At 72.1% G+C, this 23,766-nt stretch carries 19 protein-coding genes; 4 read left to right on the top strand and 15 right to left on the bottom strand.

Going from position 1 to position 23,766, the window contains the following annotated elements; genetic code table 11:
* Positions 1-99: 99 nt before the first annotated feature.
* The 7 genes from ABTX60_RS28360 to ABTX60_RS28390 all read right to left on the bottom strand — a co-directional run bounded on the left by ABTX60_RS28360 (position 100) and on the right by ABTX60_RS28390 (position 6,357).
* Positions 100-837 carry a CGNR zinc finger domain-containing protein gene (locus tag ABTX60_RS28360; protein ID WP_352099849.1) on the bottom strand — a complete coding sequence of 246 codons (738 nt, stop codon included), beginning with the start codon at positions 835-837 and terminating at the stop codon, positions 100-102.
* A gap of 40 nt (positions 838-877) precedes the next feature.
* A complete protein-coding gene (locus ABTX60_RS28365; RefSeq protein WP_352099850.1) occupies positions 878-1,783 on the bottom strand; it encodes a universal stress protein in 906 nt (301 codons plus the stop codon).
* A gap of 159 nt (positions 1,784-1,942) precedes the next feature.
* Positions 1,943-2,185 (bottom strand): DUF397 domain-containing protein, encoded by a 243-nt coding sequence (locus ABTX60_RS28370; protein ID WP_104786506.1) that lies wholly within the window; start codon positions 2,183-2,185, stop codon positions 1,943-1,945.
* An 82-nt stretch (positions 2,186-2,267) separates the two neighbouring features.
* The gene (locus ABTX60_RS28375) at positions 2,268-3,434 is read right to left on the bottom strand and encodes a thiolase family protein (protein WP_352099851.1); all 1,167 of its coding nucleotides are present in this window, start codon (positions 3,432-3,434) and stop codon (positions 2,268-2,270) included.
* Positions 3,431-4,501, bottom strand: a complete 1,071-nt coding sequence (locus ABTX60_RS28380) for a thiolase family protein (RefSeq protein WP_352099852.1) — start codon at positions 4,499-4,501, stop codon at positions 3,431-3,433. Before ABTX60_RS28380 ends, ABTX60_RS28375 begins: the two co-directional genes overlap by 4 nt.
* On the bottom strand, positions 4,498-5,439 hold the full coding sequence (locus ABTX60_RS28385; protein ID WP_352099853.1) for a Zn-ribbon domain-containing OB-fold protein: 942 nt from the start codon (positions 5,437-5,439) through the stop codon (positions 4,498-4,500). Before ABTX60_RS28385 ends, ABTX60_RS28380 begins: the two co-directional genes overlap by 4 nt.
* A 117-nt stretch (positions 5,440-5,556) precedes the next feature.
* A complete protein-coding gene (locus tag ABTX60_RS28390) occupies positions 5,557-6,357 on the bottom strand; it encodes a crotonase/enoyl-CoA hydratase family protein (protein WP_352099854.1) in 801 nt (266 codons plus the stop codon).
* A 173-nt stretch (positions 6,358-6,530) separates the two neighbouring features.
* Between ABTX60_RS28390 and ABTX60_RS28395 the strand changes: the two genes are divergently transcribed.
* Both ABTX60_RS28395 and ABTX60_RS28400 read left to right on the top strand, forming a co-directional pair.
* The gene (locus tag ABTX60_RS28395; protein WP_352099855.1) at positions 6,531-8,150 is read left to right on the top strand and encodes an acyl-CoA synthetase; all 1,620 of its coding nucleotides are present in this window, start codon (positions 6,531-6,533) and stop codon (positions 8,148-8,150) included.
* A 116-nt stretch (positions 8,151-8,266) separates the two neighbouring features.
* The gene (locus ABTX60_RS28400) at positions 8,267-10,144 is read left to right on the top strand and encodes an alkaline phosphatase family protein (protein ID WP_352099856.1); all 1,878 of its coding nucleotides are present in this window, start codon (positions 8,267-8,269) and stop codon (positions 10,142-10,144) included.
* Here ABTX60_RS28400 and ABTX60_RS28405 read toward each other — a convergent pair.
* From ABTX60_RS28405 to ABTX60_RS28425, 5 genes are all read right to left on the bottom strand, one after another.
* Positions 10,116-10,829, bottom strand: coding sequence for an alpha/beta fold hydrolase (locus ABTX60_RS28405; protein ID WP_352099857.1), 714 nt, complete (start codon positions 10,827-10,829; stop codon positions 10,116-10,118). The genes ABTX60_RS28400 and ABTX60_RS28405 overlap by 29 nt on opposite strands.
* A 74-nt stretch (positions 10,830-10,903) precedes the next feature.
* The gene (locus tag ABTX60_RS28410) at positions 10,904-11,737 is read right to left on the bottom strand and encodes an alpha/beta fold hydrolase (RefSeq protein WP_352099858.1); all 834 of its coding nucleotides are present in this window, start codon (positions 11,735-11,737) and stop codon (positions 10,904-10,906) included.
* Between the two features lie 90 nt (positions 11,738-11,827).
* Positions 11,828-12,481 carry a serine hydrolase domain-containing protein gene (locus tag ABTX60_RS28415; protein ID WP_352099859.1) on the bottom strand — a complete coding sequence of 218 codons (654 nt, stop codon included), beginning with the start codon at positions 12,479-12,481 and terminating at the stop codon, positions 11,828-11,830.
* Positions 12,478-12,930 carry a serine hydrolase domain-containing protein gene (locus ABTX60_RS28420; protein WP_352099860.1) on the bottom strand — a complete coding sequence of 151 codons (453 nt, stop codon included), beginning with the start codon at positions 12,928-12,930 and terminating at the stop codon, positions 12,478-12,480. The genes ABTX60_RS28415 and ABTX60_RS28420 overlap by 4 nt, the downstream gene beginning before the upstream one ends.
* Positions 12,931-13,226: 296 nt before the next feature.
* Positions 13,227-14,729: an acyl-CoA synthetase gene (locus ABTX60_RS28425; RefSeq protein WP_352099861.1), complete on the bottom strand. Its 1,503-nt coding sequence runs from the start codon at positions 14,727-14,729 to the stop codon at positions 13,227-13,229.
* A gap of 186 nt (positions 14,730-14,915) precedes the next feature.
* Here ABTX60_RS28425 and ABTX60_RS28430 point away from each other — a divergent pair, with 186 nt between their 5' ends.
* The gene (locus ABTX60_RS28430) at positions 14,916-17,354 is read left to right on the top strand and encodes a penicillin acylase family protein (RefSeq protein WP_352099862.1); all 2,439 of its coding nucleotides are present in this window, start codon (positions 14,916-14,918) and stop codon (positions 17,352-17,354) included.
* A 166-nt stretch (positions 17,355-17,520) separates the two neighbouring features.
* Here ABTX60_RS28430 and ABTX60_RS28435 read toward each other — a convergent pair whose 3' ends face one another.
* Both ABTX60_RS28435 and ABTX60_RS28440 read right to left on the bottom strand, forming a co-directional pair.
* On the bottom strand, positions 17,521-19,071 hold the full coding sequence (locus ABTX60_RS28435) for an acyl-CoA synthetase (RefSeq protein WP_352099863.1): 1,551 nt from the start codon (positions 19,069-19,071) through the stop codon (positions 17,521-17,523).
* Positions 19,068-20,195: an NAD(P)H-dependent flavin oxidoreductase gene (locus tag ABTX60_RS28440; RefSeq protein WP_352099864.1), complete on the bottom strand. Its 1,128-nt coding sequence runs from the start codon at positions 20,193-20,195 to the stop codon at positions 19,068-19,070. Before ABTX60_RS28440 ends, ABTX60_RS28435 begins: the two co-directional genes overlap by 4 nt.
* Before the next feature lie 149 nt (positions 20,196-20,344).
* Between ABTX60_RS28440 and ABTX60_RS28445 the strand changes: the two genes are divergently transcribed.
* A complete protein-coding gene (locus ABTX60_RS28445; RefSeq protein WP_352099865.1) occupies positions 20,345-22,126 on the top strand; it encodes a serine hydrolase domain-containing protein in 1,782 nt (593 codons plus the stop codon).
* Between the two features lie 4 nt (positions 22,127-22,130).
* Here the strand turns inward: ABTX60_RS28445 and ABTX60_RS28450 are convergent, their stop codons facing one another.
* On the bottom strand, positions 22,131-23,708 hold the full coding sequence (locus ABTX60_RS28450; RefSeq protein ID WP_352099866.1) for a phytoene desaturase family protein: 1,578 nt from the start codon (positions 23,706-23,708) through the stop codon (positions 22,131-22,133).
* Positions 23,709-23,766: the final 58 nt, after the last annotated feature.

Below are 23,766 nucleotides of genomic sequence, written 5' to 3' on the forward strand. Positions count from 1 at the left end.
CCGGCCTGCGCAGTGCGGGGCGGGCGGCGGACCGGTGGCCGGGTCGTCGCCCCTGTGCCCGGGAGTGGTGCCGGACCACTCGGGCGGGGCTTCGCCGGTCTAGGTCGTCGCCTTGTGCCGCTGGTGGTGGCGTGCCACGCGGGCGCGGTTGCCGCAGGAGGGCTTGCACCACTCCTGGCGGGGGTGCTCCTTGAGGAAGTACCGCACGCAGCGCGGCGCGTGGCAGGCCCGCAGCCGGTCGCGCTCGGGGCTCGCCAGGAACGCGATCACGGCGTGGGCGAGGGTCGCGGTCAGGTCGTCACCGGCGCCGGCGGGCGTTCGGTGGACGATCGGGGTGGCGCCCTCGGGCCAGTCGAGAACCGGCACGGTGGGAGTGCGGGCGGCCGCCTCGTTCAGGTGCCGCACCGCTTCCGGCAGGGGCATGAGCCGGGCCGCGTCCGCGGGGCTCGGCTCGCCGGGGCGCACGGCCCGGGCGAAGAGCGCGCGGACGGCGGCCCGCAGCGCGCGGACGGCGGTGAGCTGCTCGGCGGCGGACAGCTGCGCGGCGTCGGCGGTGAATCCGACAGCGCGACGGTCGCCGTCGCCGGGCTGCGGCCCCGTGCCCTGGGCGTCCGTACCCGCGGCGCGACGGTCACCGTCAAGGGGCCGTACAGCCGCGCCTCGGTCGTCGGCTCGGCCGCGAGCATCGGCCGCCAGGGCTTCTTGGTGGGCCCGGACCCAGGCGGTCAGATCGGCTGGGTCGGTCAGGTCGTCGACGACTCCGCCGTTGCCGTCGTGGCGGATGGTGAGGGCCAGGTCCAGGGCGAGCCGGGCGTCTCTGCTGATCGGTTCCCGCATGCGGTTAATGATAGGCCCGACCGTATCCATTACGGCCGGGTCAGTCCTCCGGGGGCGACGGTGGCACGACGGCGACCGGGCTCACGGCGTGCAGCAGGACGGCGTGGGTGACCGAGCCCATCATGCGGACGGGCGAGAGCAGACGCCGCCGGTGGCGGCCGACGACCACGAGGTCGGCGTCCCGGGAGGCCGCGACGAGGTGCCCCGCCGCGTCGCCCGCCGATGGGAGCGGCTCGATCCTCACCTCGGGGTGCCGCTCGCGGTACGGGGCGAGAAAGCCCTCGGCGAGGACCCGGGTCTCGTCCTCGATGACGTCCTGGTCGACGATCGGCGGGGGCATGTCCCCGGGCATCATCCAGGGTTGCGCGGGCCAGGGATAGGCGGCGACCGCCTGGAGCCGGGCACCGCGCCGGGCGGCTTCGGCGAAGGCGAACTCGAGTGTGGCCTCGTCGGGGCCGTCCACCTTCAGGCCGACGACCACGCGCGAGAAGGGACCTCCCGGCGTCTCGCCGTCGGCCTCGCGTCCGGGCCGGGGCACCACGACGACGGGGCACTCGGCGTCGCGGGCGGCGGCCATGCCGGTGGAGCCGAGCAGCAGACCGGCGAAACCGCCGCGGCCCCGGGATCCGAGGACCAGCAGCCGGGCCGTGGCTCCCAGTCCGGGCAGAACCGCGCCGGCCGCGCCCTCCAGGCCGACGTACTCCGTGTCCGACTGGTCGGCGCGCCCCTCCAGGTGGGCGCGGACCCGCTCGAGAACGGGGTCGTCCTGCGGGTCCGCGTGCAGGGCGGCGAGCACATGGGACCGCTGTGCCCAGTGCGCGTACTGGCGGACATGCACCACACGCAGGGGCAACGCGCGCCGGCGGGCGGTGTCGACGGCCCACTCCAGGGCACGCAGGCTGTCGTCCGAACCGTCGACCGCCGCGACGACGGGCAGGGTGCTCATGGGTTCCTCACCTCCGGGGCTCCGGCCGTCCCCTCCGGGGCCAGCCTGACTCAGGCGGTGGCTCCGGGGAGACGCCTCCGGTCGCGTGTCCGGAAACGCGGACGGAACACCCCCGGATCGGCCGTCGGGTCCCGGCCGTCCGGAACGGTCGCCCCGTCCTCAGGTGAGGTCGAACTCCCCTTCCCGCGCTCCCGACACGAACGCGCCCCACTCGGCGGGCGTGAAGATCAGCGAGGGGCTCTCCGGGCGGGCACTGTTGCGCATGGCGATGAAGCCCTCCACGAAGGCGATCTGGACATCCCCCCGCCCTCGGCTGCTGGACTGCCACTGTGCGTCTGTGAGGTCAAGCTCCGGCTTGTCCCAGCCTGTGAGCGGGCGCTGCTGGGTGGTGGTCTCGGCCACGTCCGTGCTCCTCCCGGTTCGTCGTCCGCGGCCAGCCTAGCGATCGTGTCCCACGGCCGACAGGGCACGTGAGGGGGACCTTTCAGGAGTCCGGGGGACGGTCGCCCACGAGCCACATCGAGAAGAACTGCGATCCGCCGCCGTAGGCGTGTCCGAGGACCCTGCGGGCCCCGTCCACCTGGTGTTCCCCGGCCTGCCCCCGCACCTGGAGCGCCGCTTCGGCGAAGCGGATCATGCCGGAGGCGCCGATGGGATTGGTGGACAGCACACCGCCCGACATGTTGACCGGCAGGTCCCCCTCCAGTTCGGTCACGCCCGCCTCGGTGAGCTTCCAGCCCTCGCCCTCGCCGGCGAATCCCAGGTTCTCCAGCCACATGGGTTCGTACCAGGAGAACGGCACGTAGATCTCGGCGCCGTCGATCTCGCGGCGGGGGTCGGTGATCCCGGCCTGCCGGTAGACGTCGGCGGCGCAGTCCTGTCCGGCCTGAGGGGAGACGAAGTCCTTGCCGGCGAAGAGGGTCGGTTCGCTGCGCATCGCACCGCCGAGCATCCAGGCGGGCGGCCGTGGCGCCCGGGCGGCGCCGGCGCGGTCGGTGAGGATCATGGCGCAGGCCCCGTCGGAGGAGGGGCAGGTCTCCGAGTAGCGGATCGGGTCCCACAGCATGGGCGAGGCCATGACCCTGTCGAGGGTGATGTCGTGTTCGTGCAGGTGGGCGTAGGGATTCTTGAGGGCGTTGCGGCGGTCCTTGTAGGCGACCAGGGCCCCGATCGTCTCGGGCGCGCCGCTGCGGCGCATGTAGGCGCGGATGTGCGGTGCGAAGAACCCGCCGGCCCCGGCCAGCAGGGGCTGCTGGAAGGGGATGGGCAGGGACAGGCCCCACATGGCGTTCGACTCGGACTGTTTTTCGAAGGCGAGGGTGAGGACCGTACCGTGGACGCGGGCCGCGACCAGGTTCGCCGCGACGAGCGCGGTGGAACCGCCGACGGAGCCGGCGGTGTGCACGCGGAGCATGGGTTTGCCGACGGCGCCGAGGGCATCGGCGAGGTAGAGCTCCGGCATCATGACGCCCTCGAAGAAGTCGGGCGCCTTGCCGATGACGACGGCGTCGATGTCGGCCCAGGTCAACTCGGCGTCGTTCAGGGCGCGTTGCGCCGCTTCCCGAACCAGTCCCGCGAGGGACACGTCCCGGCGTGCCGCGACGTGCCTGGTCTGACCGATGCCGACGACGGCCACGGGCTCCTTGCTCATCGGGGTTCCCCTTCGAGTACGGCGACCAGGTTCTGCTGGAGACAGGGGCCGGAGGTGGCGTGGGCGAGGGCACGGTCGGACGCGCCGCGGTGGATGCGGGCGGCGGCCTCGCCGATGCGGATGAGGCCGGCGGCCATGATGGGGTGGGCGGCGAGCGCCCCGCCGGAGGGGTTCACGTCCACGTCGTCGCCCAGTCGGAGCGTCTTGCGCAGGACGATCTCCTGCGCGGTGAAGGGCGCGTGCAGTTCGGCGGTGTCGACGGGCCGCTCGAAGGCTCCGGCCCGCTCGGCGGCCAGGCGGGTCGACGGCGAGTCGGTCAGGTCGCGCACGCCCAGGGCGTGGGCCTCGATGCGGTGGTCGATGCCGCGGATCCAGGCGGGGCGTGCGCACAGTGCTCTGGCCCGGTCTCCCGCCGCGAGGATCACGGCGGCGGCGCCGTCACCGATGGGCGGGCAGTCGCCGGTGCGCAGGGGCTGTACGAGGTAGTCGCCCTGCGGCACGGGGCCGCGCAGCTGTGCGTGCGGGTTGGCGCGCGCCGCTTCGCGGTTGCGTGCGGCGACGGCGGCGAGGGCGGGCTCGTCGGCGTCACCGGCGTCGATGAGGGCCTGCGCCTGGAGAGCGGCGAGGGCCACGGAGTCGGGCCACAGGGGAGCGAGGTAGTACGGGTCGAGCTGGCGGGTCAGGACGTCGCGGACCGGGCCGGGCGAGGACTTGCCGTACGAGTAGACCAGGGCGGTGTCTGCGTCGCCGGCGAGGAGTTTCGTCCAGGCCTCGTACAGGGCCCAGGCGCCGTCCATCTCGACGTGCGACTCGGAGATCGGGGGCCAGGCGCCGACGCCGTCGAGGGCGAGGGTGAAGGAGAAGGCGCGGCCGGCGAGGTAGTCGCTGGAGCCGGAGCAGGTGAAGTCGATGTCGGCGGTCTTCAGGCCGGTCCGGTCGAGGACCTCGTGCAGCACCGGCATCAGCATCTCCACCTCGGAGAGCTCGTCGCTGGTGCGCCGGTGGCCGGTCTGGGCGAAGGCGACGACGGCGATCTCGCGGTCCCGCGGTGCGCTCGCGCTCGTCACAGAAGCTCCTTGTAGGTGTCGTAGTCCGCGTCGGGTTCGCCGGTGGGCCGGTAGTGGTCGGGGTAGCGGGCGTCCTCGGTCCACACGGGTTCGACGCGCAGGCCCATGCGGACCTCGTCGTAGGGGATGCCGCCGATCCGGCCGTGCAGCGCGAGAGAGGCGCCGTCGAGGGCGATGTGGGCGTAGACGTACGGCACCTCGATGTCGAGGTTCCTCGCTTTGATGTTGACGATGCAGAACGTGGTCACGGTGCCGCGCGGACCCACCTCGACCTGCTCGGATGTGGCGACGCCACATGTGGGGCACGCACCCCTCGGGGGGACGTACACCTTGCGGCAGGACGGGCAGCGTTCGCCGACGGTCCGTCGGCCGGAGAGGGCGTTGATGTAGGCGGTCTGGGCGCGGCCGGGCGAGTAGGTGTAGTCGAGGCGGGCCTCGGCGACGATGCCGCTGACCGGGTCCTCGAACTCGCCCGCGTGGACGGTGACGGTGGAGGCCTCTCCGTCGTACGGTTCGAAGCAGGCGATGTCCGTGATGGCACCGGTGCGTTCCTCCGCCCAGCGGACGCGGACGCGCATGCCGGTGTGGACGGCGTCGGGGCCGGGGGCGTCGAGGGCGTGCAGGAGGGCGGTGTCGGCGCCGTCGAGTCGTACCAGGACCCAGGCGAAGGGGGTGTCCAGGGGCTGGCCTCGGCGGGGTGCGTGGTTCCAGGCCCAGGTGGTGACGGTGCCCGTGAGACCGACGTGGACGAGGTCGTGGATCTCCTCGGCGGTGACGGGGTCGTACTCGACGGGAGGGACCAGGGTACGGCCGTCGCGGGTCTTCACCCCGAGGATCACACGCTCCCGCAGACCGGTCAGGAAGGCACTTTGGACGGACCCGAGCGAGCGGGTGAAGGGAAATTCGACGACGAGCGGCGCCTTGAGAACTGCGGACATCGAGGGCCTGCCTCCTTCGAGATCGGCGTGCACGGAGCGCCCCCTCGGGGGCGCGGGGAGCTGCGCGCTCGGCCACCGACGACCCGCGGCTCCGCACCGGCCGGAGCCGGCACGGCGTTACGCGCGCTTGTAGACGGGTGGCCGCTTCTCCGCGAAGGCGCGGGCGCCCTCCTTGGCGTCGGCGGTGTCGAAGACGGGCCAGCCGCGGGTGAGTTCGGCGGCGAGGCCCTCGGTCTCGGTCATCTCGGCGCTCTCGTAGACGGACGCCTTGACGGCCTCGACGGCCAGCGGGCCGCAGGCGTTGATCTGTTCGGCGATCTCCAGCGCCCTGCTCAGTGCCGTGCCGTCGGGGACGACGTGACCGACCAGGCCGATGGCGGCGGCCTCGCGGGCGCTGTAGGGGCGGCCGGTGAGGAGCATTTCCAGGGCGTGGGTGCGCGGGATCTGGCGTTGCAGCCGGACCGTGGAGCCTCCGATGGGGAACAGGCCGCGCCTCACCTCGAACAGACCGAAGGTCGCGGACTCGGCGGCGACACGGATGTCGGTGCCCTGGAGCATCTCGGTGCCGCCGGCGACGCAGTACCCCTCGACGGCGGCGATCACCGGCTTGCGCGGACGGTGATGGCGCAGCATCGCCTTCCAGTGCAGGTCCGGGTCGGCCTTGAGCCGGTCCCGGTACTCCTCTCCGGCCATGCCGTTCCCGGCGAGGGCCTTGAGGTCCATGCCGGAGCAGAACGAGCCGCCCGCGCCGGTGAGGACGACCGAGCGGACCGAGTCGTCCACGTCGGCCTCCAGCCACCCGTCGTGGAGGCCGACGAGCATCGGCAGCGAGAGCGCGTTCCTGGCCTGTGGCCTGTTGAGCGTGAGCACCAGTGTGGCGCCTTCGCGCTGCACGGTGAGGTGTTCCGTCCCACCCATGGCGAACTCCCCTCTCGTGAACGAGAACAGGTTGCAGTAGGGCGGGAAGCACTTCAAGGGTTTTCTGACAGACAGTCAGATTCTTTCGCGCGGACCCTTCACACTTGGACCGCCCTTTGCTCTGATGACCGCGAACCGTCCGATGCCAGGCACGCCCGGGGTCAGGAGGAGCGGTGGAGTACAACCTTGCCGACCTGTTCGAGTCGGTCGTCGACGTCGTCCCCGGCCGTGAGGCGCTGGTGTACGCCGACCATCCCGGCACGGGCGCGGAGCGCCGCCTGACCTACGCGGAGCTGGACGCCGCGGCCAACCGCGTCGGCCACCATCTGCTCGACAGCGGGATACGCCCCGGTGAACACCTCGGGCTCCACCTCTACAACGGCGTGGAGTACCTGCAGACGGTGCTGGGGTGCCTCAAGGCACGGATCGTGCCGGTCAACGTCAACTACCGTTACGTGGAAGAAGAGTTGGTCTACCTCTACCGGGACGCGGACCTGGTGGCGCTGGTCTTCGACGCCGAGTTCACGGACCGGGTGACGGCGGCACGGCCGCGGGCGGAGAAGCTGCGGCATCTGATCCGGGTGGGCGCTCCGGCGCCGGGGGCCGCGGAGGTGCCCTGCGTTCAGTTCGCACAGGCGGAGGCCGCCGGGTCGCCCGAGCGCGGCTTCCCGGCCCGTTCGGCCGACGACCAGTTCATCATCTACACCGGCGGCACGACCGGGATGCCCAAGGGCGTGATGTGGCGGCAGGAGGACCTGTTCTTCGCGGGTCTCGGCGGGGGCGCCCCGACCGGGGAGCCGGTGAAGAAGCCGGAGGAGCTCGCCGAGCGGGTCGCGGGCGGCGGTGCGGGGATCACGTTCTTCCCGACGCCTCCGCTGATGCACGGCACCTCCACCCTCACGGCGTTCATCGGCTTCAACTTCGGGCAACGGGTGGTGATCCACCGCAAGTTCGTGCCCGAGGAGGTGCTGCGGACCGTGGAGAAGGAGAGGGTCAGCAGCATCTCGCTGGTCGGGGACGCCATGCTGCGGCCGCTGATCGACGCACTGAGCGGCCCGTTGCGGCACATCGACCGCTCGTCGCTGTTCAGCGTGTCGTCGTCCGGCGCGATCATGTCGGACACGGTGCGCCGGCAGTTCCGGGAGCTGGTGCCGGACGCCATGCTGCTCAACAACTTCGGCTCCTCGGAGTCGGGCTTCAACGGCACGGCGACCGAGGACTCCGGCCCGGAGCGGGGCTTCCGGGTACGGGTCAACGCCCGTACCCAGGTGGTCGACCCGGGCACGTACGCGCCGGTGGCGCCCGGCGAGGTGGGCCGGATCGCACAGTGCGGACATGTGCCGCTCGGCTACTACAACGACCCGGTCAAGACCGCCGCGACCTTCTTCGTGAGGGACGGGGAGCGGTGGGTGCTGCTCGGCGACATGGCCACCGTCGACGAGGAGGGCGTGGTCACCGTCCTGGGCCGGGGCTCGCAGTGCATCAACACCGGCGGCGAGAAGGTGTACCCGGAGGAGGTCGAGCAGGCCCTCAAGTCCCATCCGGACGTCTACGACGCGCTGGTGGCCGGGGTGCCGGACTCCCAGTGGGGCCACCACGTGGCGGCGGTGGTGCAACTGCGCGCGGGCGCGGCGCGGCCGTCGCTGGAGGACATCCGGGCCCATTGCCGCGACCGGCTCGCCGGTTACAAGATCCCGCGCCAGCTGGTGATCACCGAGTCGATCCGGCGGTCGCCGAGCGGCAAGGCGGACTACCGGTGGGCGCGGGAGGTCGCGCTGACGGCGGACGGGTGAATCTCCGGCCGGGACATTGAACCTAAGGTGACGTGCGGACGTACTGGTGGTGGCAGGCAGGCCCACGTGGGCTCTGTTCGGCATGCCATCGCAAGACCGCACGGAAGGACCACCGGGTGTCGCTCTTCACTCGCTCCCGACAGCTTTCGGACGACACGGCCGGGGGCGGGGCGAAACCCGGTGAAGAGACGGGCACGGCGGATCCGGTGGAGGGCGAGGACGGGGCGAAACCCGAGGAGGACGCCGACACGGCGGATCCGGCGGACGGCACAGCCGCCGACGACGCCCCCGGCAGCGCCACCCTGGCACAGGAGCCCCCGTCCGGGCAGCCCCCGGCGTCGAAGCCCGGCTGGTTCGGCTGGCGGCACCGTTACCCCCGCGCGGCACGAGGCGTCTCCATCGGTACGACGGTGCTGGCAGGCGCCCTGGTGCTGTTCGCGCTGCTGGTGCCGAACCGCATCGAGCGCGTCGAGTTCGCCTCGTTCGTCCGCATCCCCGCCGAGGGCGTGCTGCTCGCCGGGCTGCTGCTCGCGCTGCCGCCGAAGCCCCGCCGGATCACGTCGGTGGTCACGGGTGCCTTCCTCGGGCTGCTCACGGTCCTGAAGTTCGTCGACATGGGCTTCTACCAGATCCTGGCCCGGCCGTTCGACCTGGTGCTGGACTGGATCCTGATCGAGAACGGCACGGACTTCCTGAGGGAGACCTTCGGGCGCACCGGCCAGGTGCTGGCCGTGGCCGGGGTGATCGCCCTGTTCATCGCGCTGCTCGTCCTCACCACGCTCGCGGTGGTGCGGCTGACGAACCTGATGGTCCGGCACCGGCCCGCGGCCGGCCGTACGATCCTGATCCTCGGCACGGCGTGGATCACCTGCATGACCCTGGGCGTGCAGCTCGGTACCGTGCCGGTCGCCACCAAGGGCAACGCCGAGTTCCTGGGCAATCGGGTGGAGCAGGTGCGCGCGGGGCTCGCGGACGCCCGGGTCTTCGAGAAGCAGGCCTCGGTGGACGCCTTCGCGAAGACGCCGCCCGATCAGCTGCTCACGGGGCTGCGCGGCAAGGACGTGCTGTTCACGTTCATCGAGAGCTACGGCAGGGTCGCGATCGACGACCCGGCGATGGCGCAGCAGACCGACGCCGTACTCAAGGAGGGAACCGGCAGGCTGAAGGCGGCCGGTTTCGAGTCGCGCAGCGGCTGGCTGCAGTCGCCGGTGACGGGCGCGGGCAGCTGGCTCGCCCACTCGACGTTCCTGTCGGGGCTGTGGATCAAGAACCAGCAGCGGTACCGCAGTCTGACCACGAGCGATCGCATGACCCTGACGAAGTACTTCGGGAAGACGGGTGCCTGGCAGACCGTCGGCATCGTGCCGGGTGTGCGCCGGGCCTGGCCGGAGGGGAAGTTCTTCGGCCTGGACCACATCTACGACTCCGAGCACCTCGGCTACCACGGCCCGTACTTCAGCTGGACGCCCGTGCCCGACCAGTTCAGCATGGAGGCCTTCCAGCGGCTGGAGCACGGCAAGAAGGACCGCGAGCCGATCATGGCGGAGATCATCCTGGCCTCCAGCCACAACCCCTGGTCCCCCATCGCCCACATGATCGACTGGAACGAGCTCGGCGACGGCTCGGTCTTCCACCGGATCAAGAAGGAGGGCACCGACCCCGCGGAGGTCTGGAAGGACCCGCAGAAGGTGCGCGCCGAGTACCGCAAGGCCATCGAGTACTCGATCCGCAGCCTGACCGAGTGGGTCGAGCGCTACGGCGACGACGACACGGTGCTGGTCTTCCTCGGCGACCACCAGCCGGTGCCGACGGTCCTCGCCGGGGACACCGGCAAAGACGTGCCGGTGACGATCGTCGCCCACGACAGGAAGGTCCTGGACCGGGTCGCCGACTGGGGCTGGACGGACGGCCTCAAGCCGGCCGCGAACGCGCCCCGCTGGGGCATGGACTCGTTCCGCGACCGCTTCATGACGGCGTACGGTCCGCAGGGCTGAGGAACTCCTCGACTGCTGCGAGGAACTCCTTCGGGCGGGTCTCGTGCACGAGATGCCCCGCATCGACGGTGATGTACCGGGCGTCGGGGAGCAGTCCCGCGAAGGCGGCGATCTGGTCCTGAGGGATCGGACTGCTCGGTCCACCACCGATCAGCAGCGTGGGCATGGTGATCCGCCCCATGTGCTGCCACCACACAGGGTCGGGGGCGTTGCGCTGTTCATCGGTGGCGAGGATCATCGCCCAGTCGTACGGGAGGTCCCCGCCCGGCCGTTCGGCGGGCGGGCGTGGTGGGTCGAGCGGGAAGGGCGCGGGCACGTCCTCCAGGACGAGTCGCCGTACGAGTCCCGGACTGTGCTGGGCGAGCAGGTAGGCGACGGCGCCGCCCAGCGAGTGGCCCACGACGTCGGCCCGGTCGACGCCGAGCGTCCCGAGAAGGGCGTGGATGTCGTCGCGCATGATCTCGTAGGCGTATTCACCGGGCCGGTCGCTGCGGCCGTGCCCGCGCAGATCGGGTGCGTACACCCGGCGGGGCGCGGCGGCCAGGGCGGGGGCGATCTCCGCCCAGTCGGCGCCGTCGGCACCGCGGGCGTGCAGCAGGACGAGGGGCTCCGCGTCCTGCGGCCCCCAGACGCGGTATGCCTGCGTGATGCCGTTCGCCTGTACGGTGCGCGGTGCTGTGTCCATGGCGTGCACGGTAGGCGAAGTGCGTGAAGGGACCGGGCCCGCTCTGCCGACAGCAGAGGCGCCTGCGGCCGCGGTCAGGAGAAGAAGGCGGCCACGCGCCTGGTGAACCACTCCGGGTCGTCGAGCCACGGGTAGTGTCCGGCTCCCGGCTGCACCGTGAACTCGGCCTGGGGGAAGGCCTCTGCGGCACGCCGGGCGAGCACCGGCCTCGGGCCTCCGTCGACTTCGCCGGCGAGGACGAGCACGGGGGCTCGCACCCGGGCGAGCGCCTCCCGTGTCACGTCGGGGTCGTAGGCGCCGTCAGCGCCGTAGAGGTCCCCCGCGTCGTCGTTGGTCTCGGCCTCCTCGCGGTCGGCGTGGGCCCGGGCTGTGTCGTCCCAGCGCCCGTAGAAGAACGGGAGGAACACCGGGTCGAAGTCGCCCCTGGCGCCCAGCCAGGCCTCGAACGCCGGGAAGGCGTCCGCGAACCAGGGTTCCGACGCCCGCGACCTGGCCGCCGCCAGCCGGTCTTCGGCTGTCGCCGGACACCCCAGCGCCCACGGCGTGGCGGTGACCAGCGCCAGCCGCCCCACCCGCTCCGGGTGCCGGGCCGTGTACAGCAGGGCGAGGCTTCCGCCCGCCGAGTGCGCGAGCAGGTCCATCCGCTCCAGGCCCAAACGGAGCCGCAGCGCCTCGACGTCGTCCACGAGCCGGTCACAGCGGTAGGTCGCCGGGTCCGCCGGCAGCTCGGACTCCCCCGTACCGCGCAGGTCGAGCAGCACCAGCTGCCGGTGGGCGTCCAGTCCGCCCAGGCTCCCGAGATAGGCGGAGGCCCGCATGGGCCCGCCGGGGAGCACGACGAGCGGCTCACCCTCACCGCGCAGGTGGAAGGCGAGGCGGGTCCCGTCCGGGGCACTGAAGATCGGCATGCCGCCGATCCTGGTGTCCGGGGCGGTCCGGCACAACCAGGATCGGCATGCCGCCGATCCTGGTGTCCGGGGCGGTCCGGCACAACCGCGTCAGTCGGCGAGCGCGGCGTGGACGATGGCCTTGATGTACGGGAGGTCATTACCGGCCCCCGTCGGGTTGAGGGAGTACACCACGCGGTGCCTGAGGTCGCGGGTGGCGAAGTACCCGTTGTCCCAGCCGGGGCGGGAACCGGTCTTGCCCCACGCGTACTCGCCACTGGGGAGCTGGTAGCGCAGGAGTCCGCCGATGCTGTAGCAGGCCGCCTGGCCGACGCAGTTCGTGTTGTCGACGGCGCCCTTCACGTTCGGCACCTCGAATACCAGCCTCTGCTGGGCGGGTGGGAGCAGTCGGCCCCGGAACAGTGCGGTCATGAAGCGGTCCAGGTCGGCGGCGGTGGAGATCATGCCTCCCTCGGCCCACGGGTACGGGCTCTGCTCGGTCACGTCCTGCCCGTCCAGGTACACCTCCGCGTGAGGCGAGGGGATCGTCGGGTCGTCGGCGGCGGGCAGGCTGGTGTGCCTCATATGCAGCGGCCAGATGATCCTGCGCTGCAGTTCGTCGGTGAAGGAGTGGCCAGTGACCTTCTCGACGATCAGGCCGAGGACGAAGGAGTTGAGCCCGTTGTACTGCTGCTCGGAGCCGGGCGCGGGCGGCGTGTCAGTGGCTGCGGCGAACGAGTTGCGCAGGAAGTCTTCGGGCGTCACAGATTTGAGTTGCCATCCGGGTCCGTCGGCGGGGCGGGGGTCGGGGCGGGCTTGGGCAGGCCGCTCGTGTGGTCGAGGAGCTGACGCACGGTGACGCGGCTGTACGCCTCGGGGACCTGGGGGACGTACCTCCGCGCCGGTGTGTCCAGGCCGACCCGGTGCTCGGCGACAAGTTGGAGCACCACCGTGTTGGTGAACGCTTTGGTGACACTGCCGATCCGGACATGGGCGTCAGCGGTGACCGGGCCGGCGGTGGCGCCCACGCCGTCCCGTCTGATCAGCGCGCCCGCAACGACGTCGTTCGGCAGGTGGTCGAGGATGTCCTGGATGCTGGTGTTCGCGGACGCCGGGGCGCTGGAAGCAGGCGTGGCGGCGGCCGTGGGCAGGGCCGCGCCGGCAGTGAGAGCGGTGGCCAGGGCAAGGGTGGTGACGGCGAGGCGGATGCGCATCGAAGTTTCTCCTCCACGGCGCGGATGGGCTTCGTTGACAACGCCAACTCTGCTGCGCGCAGCCGCTGTCGCCCATCAGTGATCACCCTGATCACAACCCTGGGCTCCCCCTGACAGATGCGATAGCGCAGGTCTGGGTGAAGCACAGCTCGACGTAGTTCTTGTGCGCCCAGCGACGGATGTCCGCGCCGGTGTGCACGGCAAGGTTGTCCAGATGATGTAGCTCGGGGCGCCGTGGGACCGGTACTGCCCCGGCGCACGGTCTGCCGCAGCTTCTGCCCTTCCTGATCACAGCACTAGCCGTTCCCGAGGTCGTTCCTCAGCTCGCGCTTGAGGATCTTCCCGCTGGCGTTGCGTGGGAGTTCGTCCACGAACACCACCCGCTTCGGCGCCTTGAAGGGGGTCAGTCTCTCCCGGACATGGTCGATCAGTTCCGCTTCCGAGACCTCGCCCCGTGGTACGACGACGGCTGTCACCGCCTCGATCCAGCGCTCGTCCGGCAGGCCCACGACCGCCGCCTCGGCGACGCCCGGGTGGGTGTACAGCGCGTCCTCGACCTGCCGTGAGGCGATGACGACGCCGCCGGAGTTGATGACGTCCTTCACCCGGTCGACGATCGTGAAGTAGCCGTGCGCGTCGCGCACCGCGAGGTCGCCTGAGCGGAACCAGCCGTCGCGGAAGGCCGCGGCGGTCTCCTCGGGCTTGTCCCAGTAGCCCTCGCACAGTTGCGGAGAGCGGTAGACGATCTCGCCAGGCGTGCCGTCGGGTACGTCCGTGCCGTCCTCGTCGACCACCCGGGCGTCGACGAACAGGACGGGCCGGCCGCAGGAGTCCATGCGGCCCTTGTGTTCGCCGGGCGCGAGAACCATCGCCAGCGGGCCGATCTCGCTCTGGCCGAAGCAGTTGTAGAAGGCCAGGCCCGGCAGCCGCTCCCGCAGCCGTTCCAGTACCGGGACAGGCATGATCGACGCCCCGTAGTAGGCCTTGCGCAGACCGCTCAGGTCGCGGGTGGCGAAGTCGGGGCGTCCGGACAGGGCGATCCAGACGGTGGGCGGCGCGAACAGGCTGTCCACGCGGTCCGCTTCGATCAGGTCGAAGAGCCGGTCGCCGTCGGGTGCGTCGAGGATGATGTTCGTCGCGCCCACGGCGAGGTAGGGGAGCAGGAAGACGTGCATCTGAGCCGAGTGGTACAGCGGCAGGGAGTGCGCGGGTCGGTCGCCCGCACTGAGATCGAGAGCGGCGATCGCGCTCAGGTACTCCTGCACCAGGGCCCGGTGCGTCATCATCGCGCCCTTGGGCAGGGCGGTCGTACCCGAGGTGTAGAGCAGTTGCACGAGGTCCTCGGGGCGCGGCTCGGGGCCGTCGTGGGCGGGTGCCCCGGGCAGTCGTGCGAGCAGCGAGTCGTCGGCGTCGCGCAGCGGCAACGTCCGTACGCCGCTCGGCAGTCGCGCCGCCAGGTCCGGGTCGGTGAGGACCAGGGAACTGCCGGACTGGCCGAGGATGTAGGCGAGGTCGTCGCCGGTCAGGTTCTGGTTGACGGGTACGTGCACCAGACCCGCCCGGGCACAGGCCAGGAAGGCGATCAGATAGGCGTCGGAGTTGTGGCCGTAGGCGCCGACCCGGTCCCCGGGGGCGAGCCCCTGGCCGAGGAGGACGCTCGCCGCGCGGGAGACGGCGCTGTCGAGTTCCTCGTACGTCCAGCTCCGCTCGGCGTACTCCACGGCGACGCGCGCCGGTGTGCGGTGGGCGCTGCGCCGCAGGACTCCGTCGACCGTGCTGCCATGTCCGGGCGTCGTCATGGCACATGATCCTCGGTCGACCGCCCGGGGAGGTCAAGGACCCCGGGCCTGGCCGGGCCGGGTGCGGTGACCGGCCACGAGCAACCCTGCCGCGGCCGACGGCGTCCGGTGTCATGAAACCGACGAACGTTCGAAGCAGGTTCCTACACACGTCACTCCTTTCCCTCGACGATGTTGGAGGGCACGATGCGCAGCCGTCTGAGACGACTCGTTCTCGGGGCCACGGCCCTGTTCACCGCCGCGTCCGCGTTACCCGCGGCGGCCGCCACGACCCAGCAACGAGCAGAGCAACATGCCTCCGGCGGCGGCCACTCCGCCGTCATCCGCTACACCGAGTACGGCATTCCGCACATCCTCGCCAAGAACTACGCCGACCTGGGCTTCGGTACGGGCTGGGCGCAGGCCGCCGACGAGGTGTGCACGCTCGCCGACGGGTTCGTGACCCTGCGGGGCGAACGGTCCCGCTACTTCGGCTCCGACGCGCCCGCCGGCGGCGACCTCTCGGCGGCCAGGACGAACCTCGCCAGCGACCTCTACTTCGGCGGGGTCCGCGAGAGCCGCACCGTGGAGAAGCTGCTCGCCGAGCCCGCGCACGCGGGCCCCAGCCGTCAGGTCCGGGACATGATGCGCGGCTGGGCCGCCGGTTACAACGCCTGGCTGAAGCAGCGGAAGATCACGGATCCTTCCTGCGCGGGCGCGTCCTGGGTCCGGCCGGTCTCCGAACTGGACGTGGCGGCCAGGGGGCTGGCGATCGCCTCGATCTCCGGCGAGGGGCGTTTCGTGGAGACGATCACGACCGCGCAGCCACCGGCCGGAGCCACCACCGCCCCCGGTGCCCCGTCCGCCCGCACGCCGGGCGGCAAGGCAGCGGCGAAGGCCGTGGCGGACGCGGCGGAGGAGCTGTGGGGCGACCCCGGCATGGGCTCCAACGCGGTCGCCTTCCGCGGTGACACGACGGCGAACGGCCGGGGCCTGCTGCTGGGCAACCCGCACTACCCGTGGGACGGCGGGCGGCGGTTCTGGCAGTCGCAGCAGACGATCCCCGGCGAGCTGAACGTGTCCGGCGGTTCCCTGCTCGGCACCCCGGCGATCTCCATCGGGTTCAACGCACACGTGGCGTGGAGCCACACCGTCTCCACCGGCATTCCGGCCAACTTCCACCAGCTCGCACTCGATCCGGCCGATCCCACGACCTACCTGGTGGACGGCAGGGCGGAGCGCATGAAGAAGCGGACCGTGACGGTCGCGGTGAAGGACGGCGCCCCGGTCACCCGCACCCAGTGGTGGACCCGCTACGGCCCCGTCGTCACCTCCCTCAGCTCCCAGGTCCCGCTGCCGTGGACCACCCGGACGGCGTACGCCCTGAACGACCCGAACGCGGCGAACCTCCGGTTCTCCGACACCTCGCTCGGCTTCGGCAAGGCGCGGAGCACGGCCGACGTCCTCGCCTCCCTCGACCGGCACCAGGGCATCCCCTGGGTGAACACGCTCGCCGCCGACCGCGCGGGGCACTCCCTGTTCACCCAGTCCCAGGTACTCCCCCGCATCACCGACGAGTTGGCGCAGCGCTGCTCGACGGATCTCGGCAGGACCACGTACCCGGCGTCGGGGATCGCGATCCTCGACGGCTCGCGCGGTGACTGCGCGCTCGGCCGTGATCCCGGAGCCGTCGCGCCGGGGATCTTCGGCCCGTCGAGGATGCCGACGCTGAAGGACGCCCCGTACGCGGAGAACTCCAACGGCACCGCGTGGATGACCAACGCCGACCGGCCGCTCACCGGGTACGAGCGGATCTTCGGCACGGTGGGCACACAGCTCGGCCTGCGCACCCGCGGCGCGGTCGAGGACGTCGCGGCCATGACGGACAGGGGCGGACTGACCGTGCGCGACCTGCAGCAGCAGCAGTTCGCCAACCGGGTGCCCGCGGGCGACCTCGCCGCCGAGGACGTGGCACGGGCGTGCGCCGCGCTGCCCGGCGGTACGGCGACGGGCAGCGACGGCAAGGCCGTCGATGTGTCGGCGGCCTGTGGGGTGCTGCGGGCGTGGGACCGCACCATGGACACCGGCAGCCGGGGAGCGCTGCTCTTCGACCGGTTCTGGCGCAGGCTCGAACAGGCGGTGCCCGCCGACCGGTTGTGGAAGGTGCCGTTCTCGGCGGCGGACCCGGTCCGTACGCCGAACACCCTGAACACGGAGGTGGCCGGCTTCCCGGCCGCTCTGGCCGACGCGGTGGCCGAGCTGCGGAGCGCGGGCATCGCGCTCGACGCGCCGCTCGGCGCGCACCAGTTCGTCGTCCGCGACGGCGAGCGCCTGCCCGTGCCGGGCGGGGCGGGGCGGCTCGGGGTGTGGAACGTGATCGAGCCGACGTGGGACGCGGCCGGCGGCGGGTACACGGAGGTGCCGTTCGGATCCAGTCATCTGCAGGCGGTGGGCTGGGACGGCAGCCGCTGTCCGGTGGCCCGCACGCTGCTGACGTACTCCCAGTCGTCGAACCCGAAGTCGCCGCACTTCGCCGACCAGACCCGGCTGTTCTCCGGTGAGAAGTGGGTCGCGTCGCGCTTCTGCGAGAAGGACATCCTGTCCTCGCCGAAGCTGAAGGTCGTGCGGGTGCACGAGCGCCGCTGACCTGTGCTCGGGGTGCCGCCCGCCGTGGGGGCGGCACCCCGAGCGCGGCAGGCGGGCGGCTCGGAGCAGGACGCAGGGCAGTACCTCTGCGGCCCGCAGGGACCGCAGCGTGACGCCGGGCAGTGCCCCTGCGGCCGGCCTGCCCGTGGCCGCAGGCCGGGCGGGCTCACACCGGTCGCGTCCGGCCCTCCCAGTACGGCTCCCGCAGTCGCCGCTTGTACAGCTTGCCGTTGGGGTCTCGGGGCATCTCGGTGATGAAGTCGATGCTCCGGGGCCGCTTGTACCCGGCGAGCCGGTGGGCGCAGTGGTCGAGGAGGTCGGCCGCGAGGACGGGCCCGGGCCGGTGGCCGGGGGCCGGTTCGACGACCGCCTTGACCTCCTCGCCCCAGTCGTCGTGCGGGATGCCGAAGACGGCGGCGTCCGCGACGGCCGGGTGGGCGAGCAGGGCCGACTCGATCTCGGCCGGGTAGATGTTGACCCCGCCGGAGATGATCAGGTCGATCTTGCGGTCGCGCAGGAAGAGGTAGCCGTCCTCGTCGAGGTGGCCCAGGTCGCCGACGGTGAAGAAGTCACCGATGCGGTTCTTGCGGGTCTTGGCCTCGTCCTTGTGGTACGAGAAACCGCCGGTGGTCATCTTCATGTAGACGGTGCCGAGTTCGCCGGGCGGCAGCCGGTTGCCGTCGTCGTCGAAGACCGCGAGCTCGCTGATGGGCCAGGCCTTGCCGACCGTGCCGGGCTTCTTCAGCCAGTCCTCGGCGGTGGCGAAGGCGCCGCCGCCCTCGCTGGCCGCGTAGTACTCCTCCACGCAGGGGCCCCACCAGTCGAGCATGGCCCGCTTCACGTGGTCGGGGCAGGGCGCGGCACCGTGGATGGCGTGCCGCATGGAGGAGACGTCGTAACGGTCCTTCACCTCGCCCGGGAGAGCCAGCAGGCGGTGGAACTGGGTGGGGACCATGTGCGTGTGGGTGCAGCGGTGGGCGTCGATGAGCCGGAGCATCTCCTGGGGCGTCCACTTGTCCATGAGGACGAGCCGGTGGCCGATGTGCAGGGACGCGCCGGCGAACTGCAGGACGGCCGTGTGGTAGAGCGGCGAGCACACCAGGTGCACGTTGTCGTCGAACGGCCGGATACCGAAGATGCCGAGGAAACCGCCGAGGTAGGCCTCCTCCGGCGGCTTGCCGGGCAGCGGGCGGCGGATGCCGCGGGGGCGGCCGGTGGTGCCCGAGGTGTAGTTCATGACCCAGCCGAGCGTGCGGTCGGCGGGCGCCGACTCGGGCTGCCCGGCGAGGAGTTCGGCGTACGGGCGGAAGCCCTCGACCGTGCCCGCGGCGTACCGGTGGGTGGCCGGCAGGCCGGCCTCGTCGGCGGCGTGGCGGGCCGCTTCGGCGAAGCGCTCGTGGGCGAGGAGCACCTTGGCGCCGGAGTCGGAGACGATCCAGGCGATCTCCGGTCCGACCAGGTGGTGGTTGACGGGGACGAGGTAGAACCCGGCCTGACTGGCGGCGAGATAGGCGGTGAGGAACTCGACGCCGTTGGGCAGGACCACCGCGAAGGTGTCGCCGCGTTCCAGTCCGGCCGCGCGCAGGCCGTGCACTAGCCGGTTGGCCGCGGCGTGCAGGCGTCCGGCGGTCCAGTCCTCGCCGTCGGGCGCGACGAGTACCGTGCGGCCGGGATCCTCGGTGGCCTGGGCCCAGAAGCCCACGGGGGGTGTGCTCACGACTGTCCGCTCCTTCCGGCGATGCGGTTGACGCGGTCCACGGCCTGCTCGAAGCCGCGGGTGAGGTCGTCGAAGACGGCCCGGACGCTGCGCTCGCTGTTCATCCGGCCGACGATCTGGCCGACCGGGGTGCCGAGCAGCGGGTCGACCTCGTACTTCTGGATGCGTGAGACGGCCTCGGCGACCAGCAGTCCCTGCAACGGCATGGGCAGGGTGCCGGGCCCGGCCGGGTCGTCCCAGGCGTCGGTCCACTCGGTGCGCAACTGGCGGGCGGGCTTGCCGGTCAGCGCACGGGAGCGGACGGTGTCGCCGGAGCCGGCCGCGAGGAGCTTGCGGGTCAGGGCGGGCGAGTGCAGGTCCGCTTCGGTGGTGGTGAGCCACAGGGAGCCCAGCCACACCCCCTGGGCCCCCAGGGTGAGGGCGGCGGCCACCTGCTGTCCGCTGCCGATGCCGCCCGCGGCCAGGACGGGCAGCGGGGCGACGGCGTCGACCACCTCCGGGGTGAGCACCATGGAGGCGATCTCGCCGGTGTGGCCGCCCGCCTCGTAGCCCTGCGCCACGACGATGTCGATCCCGGCGTCCCGGTGCTTGCGGGCGTGCCGGGCGCTGCCCGCGAGGGCGGCGACGAGCACGTCCTGGTCGTGGGCGCGGGCGATGACGTCGGCGGGCGGGGAGCCGAGGGCGTTGGCGAGGAGCCGGATCGGGTAGTCGAAGGCGACGTCCAGCTGGCTGCGGGCGACCTGCTCCATCCAGCCGGTGATGCGCCAGCCGGACGCCTCGCCCTCGGCGAGTTCGGGCACGCCGTGCTGGGCGAGGGTGTCCCGGACGAACTGCCGGTGGCCCTCGGGGATCATCGCCTCGACGTCCGCCTCGGTCAGTGTTCGATCGTTCGGGGCTTCGACCTTCTTCGCCGGCATCACGACGTCCAGCCCGTACGGCCTGCCGTCGACGTGGGCCTCGATCCAGTCCAGGTCGCGTTTGAGTTCGTCGGGGGCGGTGTAGCGGACCGCACCGAGCACACCGAAGCCGCCGGCCCGGCTGATGGCCGCGGCGACGGCCGGAAACGGCGTGAAGCCGAAGACGGCGTGCTCGATACCCAGGGTCTGGCTCAGCTCCGTCTGCATGGGCGCAGGATGCCGGAGTCCCCTGGAGGACGGAAGGGGTTTTCTGATGCTCCGTCAGATTGGTTGGGCTGTCTCCGCCGGATTCACGGCGACGGCCGGGGGACATACTCTCCGGGACATGCGAGGCGGTTGAGGCGAAGGGGTGCGCGGTGACCGGCAGAGCGGCGAACGGCGAACCGACCCGGCGTCAACTGGCCCGAGCGGGCCTGGCCCTGGGCGGTGCGCTCGCCCTCGCCCCGCTGCCCGCGGGACCGGCCGAGGCCACTCCGGCAGGCAGCGGCCGCCACCCCACCCTGCGGCACGGCTCCGCCGCCCGCGCCGGGCTGCTTGCCTCCCACCTGCGCCGGCTCGTCACCGACGCGGAGGCGTTCCTCGCCCCCTCCCCCAAGCACCCCTGGTACGCGGGCGCCGTCCTGCTCGCCGGACGCGGCGGCACCGTCGCGCTGCACCGGCCGATCGGCATGGCGGTGCGCTACCGGGCCTACGACGAGAAGACCGACACGGGCGTCGAGTTCCCGCCCGGCGAGCAGATCCCCATGGCCGAGGACACCGTCTTCGACCTGGCGTCGGTGTCGAAGCTGTTCACCTCGATCCTCGCCGTGCAGCAGATCGAGCGGGGCGCACTGGGGCTGGAGGCGAAGGTCGCCTCCTACCTGCCGGACTTCGCCCGCGCGGGCAAGCAGGACATCACGGTCCGTCAGCTCCTCACGCACACCTCCGGGTTCCGTGCCTGGATCCCGCTCTACAGTGCGCCCACGCACGAGGACAAGCTCCAGCTCATCTGGAACGAGAAGCCGGTCAGCGCGCCGGGCACGGCGTACCTGTACTCGGACCTGAACCTCATCTCGCTGCAGCTCGTGCTGGAACGCATCACGGGCCGGGCCCTGGACACCCTGCTGCGCGACGAGATCACCGCGCCGCTCGGCATGCGCCGCACCCGCTACAACCCGCCCGCGTCCTGGCGGCCGAAGATCGCTGCCACGGAGGACGCGCGCGCACCGTGGTCCGGCCTCGACCGAGGCCTGGTGTGGGGCGAGGTGCACGACGAGAACGCCTTCGCTCTGGGCGGCGTCGCGGGTCACGCGGGTGTGTTCTCCGACGCGTGGGACCTCGCGGTCCTCGGCCGTACGCTGCTCAACGGCGGCCTCTACGGGCGGGCCCGGATCCTGAGGCCGGAGTCGGTGGAGCTGATGTTCACCGACTTCAACACCGCGTTCCCCGGGGACGAGCACGGCCTCGGCTTCGAGCTGTACCAGCACTGGTACATGGGTGCGATGGCCACGCCGCGCACGGCCGGGCACACCGGCTTCACCGGCACCTCGCTGGTGCTCGACCCGACGACCGACTCGTTCCTGATCGTCCTCGGCAACTCGGTCCATCCGGTGCGGAGCTGGCGTTCCGGTTCGGCTCCCAGGGTCGCCGCGGCGAACCACATGGCGCGGGCCGTACCGGTCCGGCCTGCGCGGGGACGCACGGCCTGGTTCTCCGGGACGGCCCTCGCCACGACGGCGACTCTGGCGCTGCCCACGCTCGACACGTCCGCCGGCCGGGCGCGGCTGCGCTGTGCGCTGTGGTGGGACACCGAGCCGGCGGCCGACGTGCTGGTCCTGGAGGCGTCGACCGACGGCGGCGCCCACTGGCAGCCGGTCCCCTTCACCACGTCCCGCCGCGGCCAGGACCCCGAACAGCACCCGTCGGGCTCGGTCACCGGCTGGTCCGGCCGCGTCTGGCACGGGCTCACCGCCGACGTACCCGCCGCACGGCAGCTCGCCCTGCGCTGGCGGTACGCGACGGACCGGCTGTACGTGGGGCGCGGCTGTTACGTCGACGGGCTGCGCGTGGAGGCCGCCGGGCACGTCCTGTTCGACGAGCGGCGCCCGGCGGACGCGGCGCGCCTGACGGTGGTGGGGTGGACGCGCGAGGCCGACTGAGGGGTCACTCGGGGGTGTTCTCCAGCACCGCCATGGCGGCGTTGTGCCCCGGCACCCCGCTGACCCCGCCCCCGCGCACCGCGCCCGCCCCGCACAGCAGCACGTTCGCGTGGCCGGTCTCCACACCCCAGCGGCCGGTGCCGTCCTGGATGTAGGGCCAGCTCAACTCCCGGTGGAAGATGTTGCCGCCGGGCAGCCCGAGGTCCCGCTCCAGGTCGAGGGGGGTCCTGGCCTCGATGCAGGGGCGTCCGTCCGCGTCGGTGGCCAGGCAGTCGGCGAGGGGTTCGGCCAGATGGGCGTCGAGCTGGGCGAGAGTGGACTTCAGCAGGTCCTCGCGTACGGCGTCGTTGTCCCGCTCGAACAGGCGGGCCGGGGTGTGCAGGCCGAAGAGGGTGAGTGTCTGGTAGCCCTGCTCGGCCAGGCCGGGGCCGAGGATGGTCGGGTCGGTGAGCGAGTGGCAGTAGATCTCGGAGGGCGGCGCGGCGGGCAGGTGGCCGGTGGCGGCCTGGGCGTGGGCGGTGGCCAGTTGCTCGTAGCCCTCGGCGATGTGGAAGGTGCCGGCGAAGGCCTCGCGCGGGTCGACGGCGCTGTCGCGCAGTCGCGGCAGCCGCTTCAGCAGCATGTTCACCTTCAGCTGTGCGCCCTCGGCGGGGGCCGGGGGCGTGTCGCCGGTCAGTTCCGCGAGGGCCCGTGGTGATGCGTTCACCAGGACGTGCCGGGCCGCGACGGTGGCTTCGCCGTCGGCCGTGCGATAGGCGACCTCGGCGGTTCGGCCGTCCGTGGCGATGCGCAGCGCCTCGTGGCCGGTGGCGAGGACCGCGCCCGCCGCGCGCGCCGCGTCGGCGAGGGCGTCGGTGAGCGCCCCCATGCCGCCGACGGGCACGTCCCAGTCGCCGGTGCCGCCGCCGATCACGTGGTAGAGGAAGCAGCGGTTCTGCTTCAGGGAGGGGTCGTGGGCATCGGCGAAGGTGCCGATGAGGGCGTCGGTGAGGACCACACCGCGCACCAGGTCGTCCTGGAAGTGCTCCTCCACGGCGGCACCGATCGGCTCCTCGAACAGCATCCGCCAGGTCTCCTCGTCGTCGAGGCGGCGGCGCAGCTCGTCGCGTGCGGGCAGCGGCTCGGTGAGCGTCGGGAAGATCCGCCGGGCGGCGCGGCCGGTCCTGCCGTAGAACTCCTGCCAGGACCGGTACTCGCGGTCGGAACCGGTGAGCCGGGCGAACGCCTCCCGGGTGCGCCGCTCGCCGCCGCCGACGAGGAGTCCGGTGGGCCGGCCGTCACGCTCGGCGGGTGTGTAGGAGGAGACGGTGCGGGTGCGGACCCTGAAGTCCAGCCCGAGGTCCCGGACGATCTTCTTCGGCAGCAGGCTGACCAGGTACGAGTAGCGGGACAGCCGGGCGTCGACCCCGGCGAAGGGCCGGGTGGACACCGCCGCGCCGCCGGTATGGTCCAGCCGCTCCAGGACCAGCACGGAGCGCCCGGCCCGGGCCAGATAGGCGGCGGCGACCAGGCCGTTGTGGCCGCCACCGACGATGACGGCGTCGTACGTCCGGTTGGTGCGGGGTCCCTCGGGTGCGGTCATGGTTCTTGGTAACACGGGGTGATCCGGGTCGGCCAGACGGCGCCTGCCCGCCCTGCCG

Origin of the sequence: Streptomyces sp. NPDC126510 (assembly GCF_040302345.1) — a bacterium.
GTDB lineage: Bacteria > Actinomycetota > Actinomycetes > Streptomycetales > Streptomycetaceae > Streptomyces.

Bases quoted from the DNA above. Each gene is read 5' to 3' on its own strand.
- ABTX60_RS28390 (WP_352099854.1), bottom strand. From the start codon at position 6,357: ATGGGTGGGACGGAACACCTCACCGTGCAGCGCGAAGGCGCCACACTG.
- ABTX60_RS28365 (WP_352099850.1), bottom strand. From the start codon at position 1,783: ATGAGCACCCTGCCCGTCGTCGCGGCGGTCGACGGTTCGGACGACAGC.
- ABTX60_RS28420 (WP_352099860.1), bottom strand. From the start codon at position 12,930: ATGCGCATCCGCCTCGCCGTCACCACCCTTGCCCTGGCCACCGCTCTC.
- ABTX60_RS28440 (WP_352099864.1), bottom strand. From the start codon at position 20,195: ATGCAGACGGAGCTGAGCCAGACCCTGGGTATCGAGCACGCCGTCTTC.
- ABTX60_RS28450 (WP_352099866.1), bottom strand. From the start codon at position 23,708: ATGACCGCACCCGAGGGACCCCGCACCAACCGGACGTACGACGCCGTC.
- ABTX60_RS28385 (WP_352099853.1), bottom strand. From the start codon at position 5,439: ATGTCCGCAGTTCTCAAGGCGCCGCTCGTCGTCGAATTTCCCTTCACC.
- ABTX60_RS28405 (WP_352099857.1), bottom strand. From the start codon at position 10,829: ATGGACACAGCACCGCGCACCGTACAGGCGAACGGCATCACGCAGGCA.
- ABTX60_RS28375 (WP_352099851.1), bottom strand. From the start codon at position 3,434: ATGAGCAAGGAGCCCGTGGCCGTCGTCGGCATCGGTCAGACCAGGCAC.
- ABTX60_RS28360 (WP_352099849.1), bottom strand. From the start codon at position 837: ATGCGGGAACCGATCAGCAGAGACGCCCGGCTCGCCCTGGACCTGGCC.
- ABTX60_RS28425 (WP_352099861.1), bottom strand. From the start codon at position 14,729: ATGACGACGCCCGGACATGGCAGCACGGTCGACGGAGTCCTGCGGCGC.
- ABTX60_RS28430 (WP_352099862.1), top strand. From the start codon at position 14,916: ATGCGCAGCCGTCTGAGACGACTCGTTCTCGGGGCCACGGCCCTGTTC.
- ABTX60_RS28410 (WP_352099858.1), bottom strand. From the start codon at position 11,737: ATGCCGATCTTCAGTGCCCCGGACGGGACCCGCCTCGCCTTCCACCTG.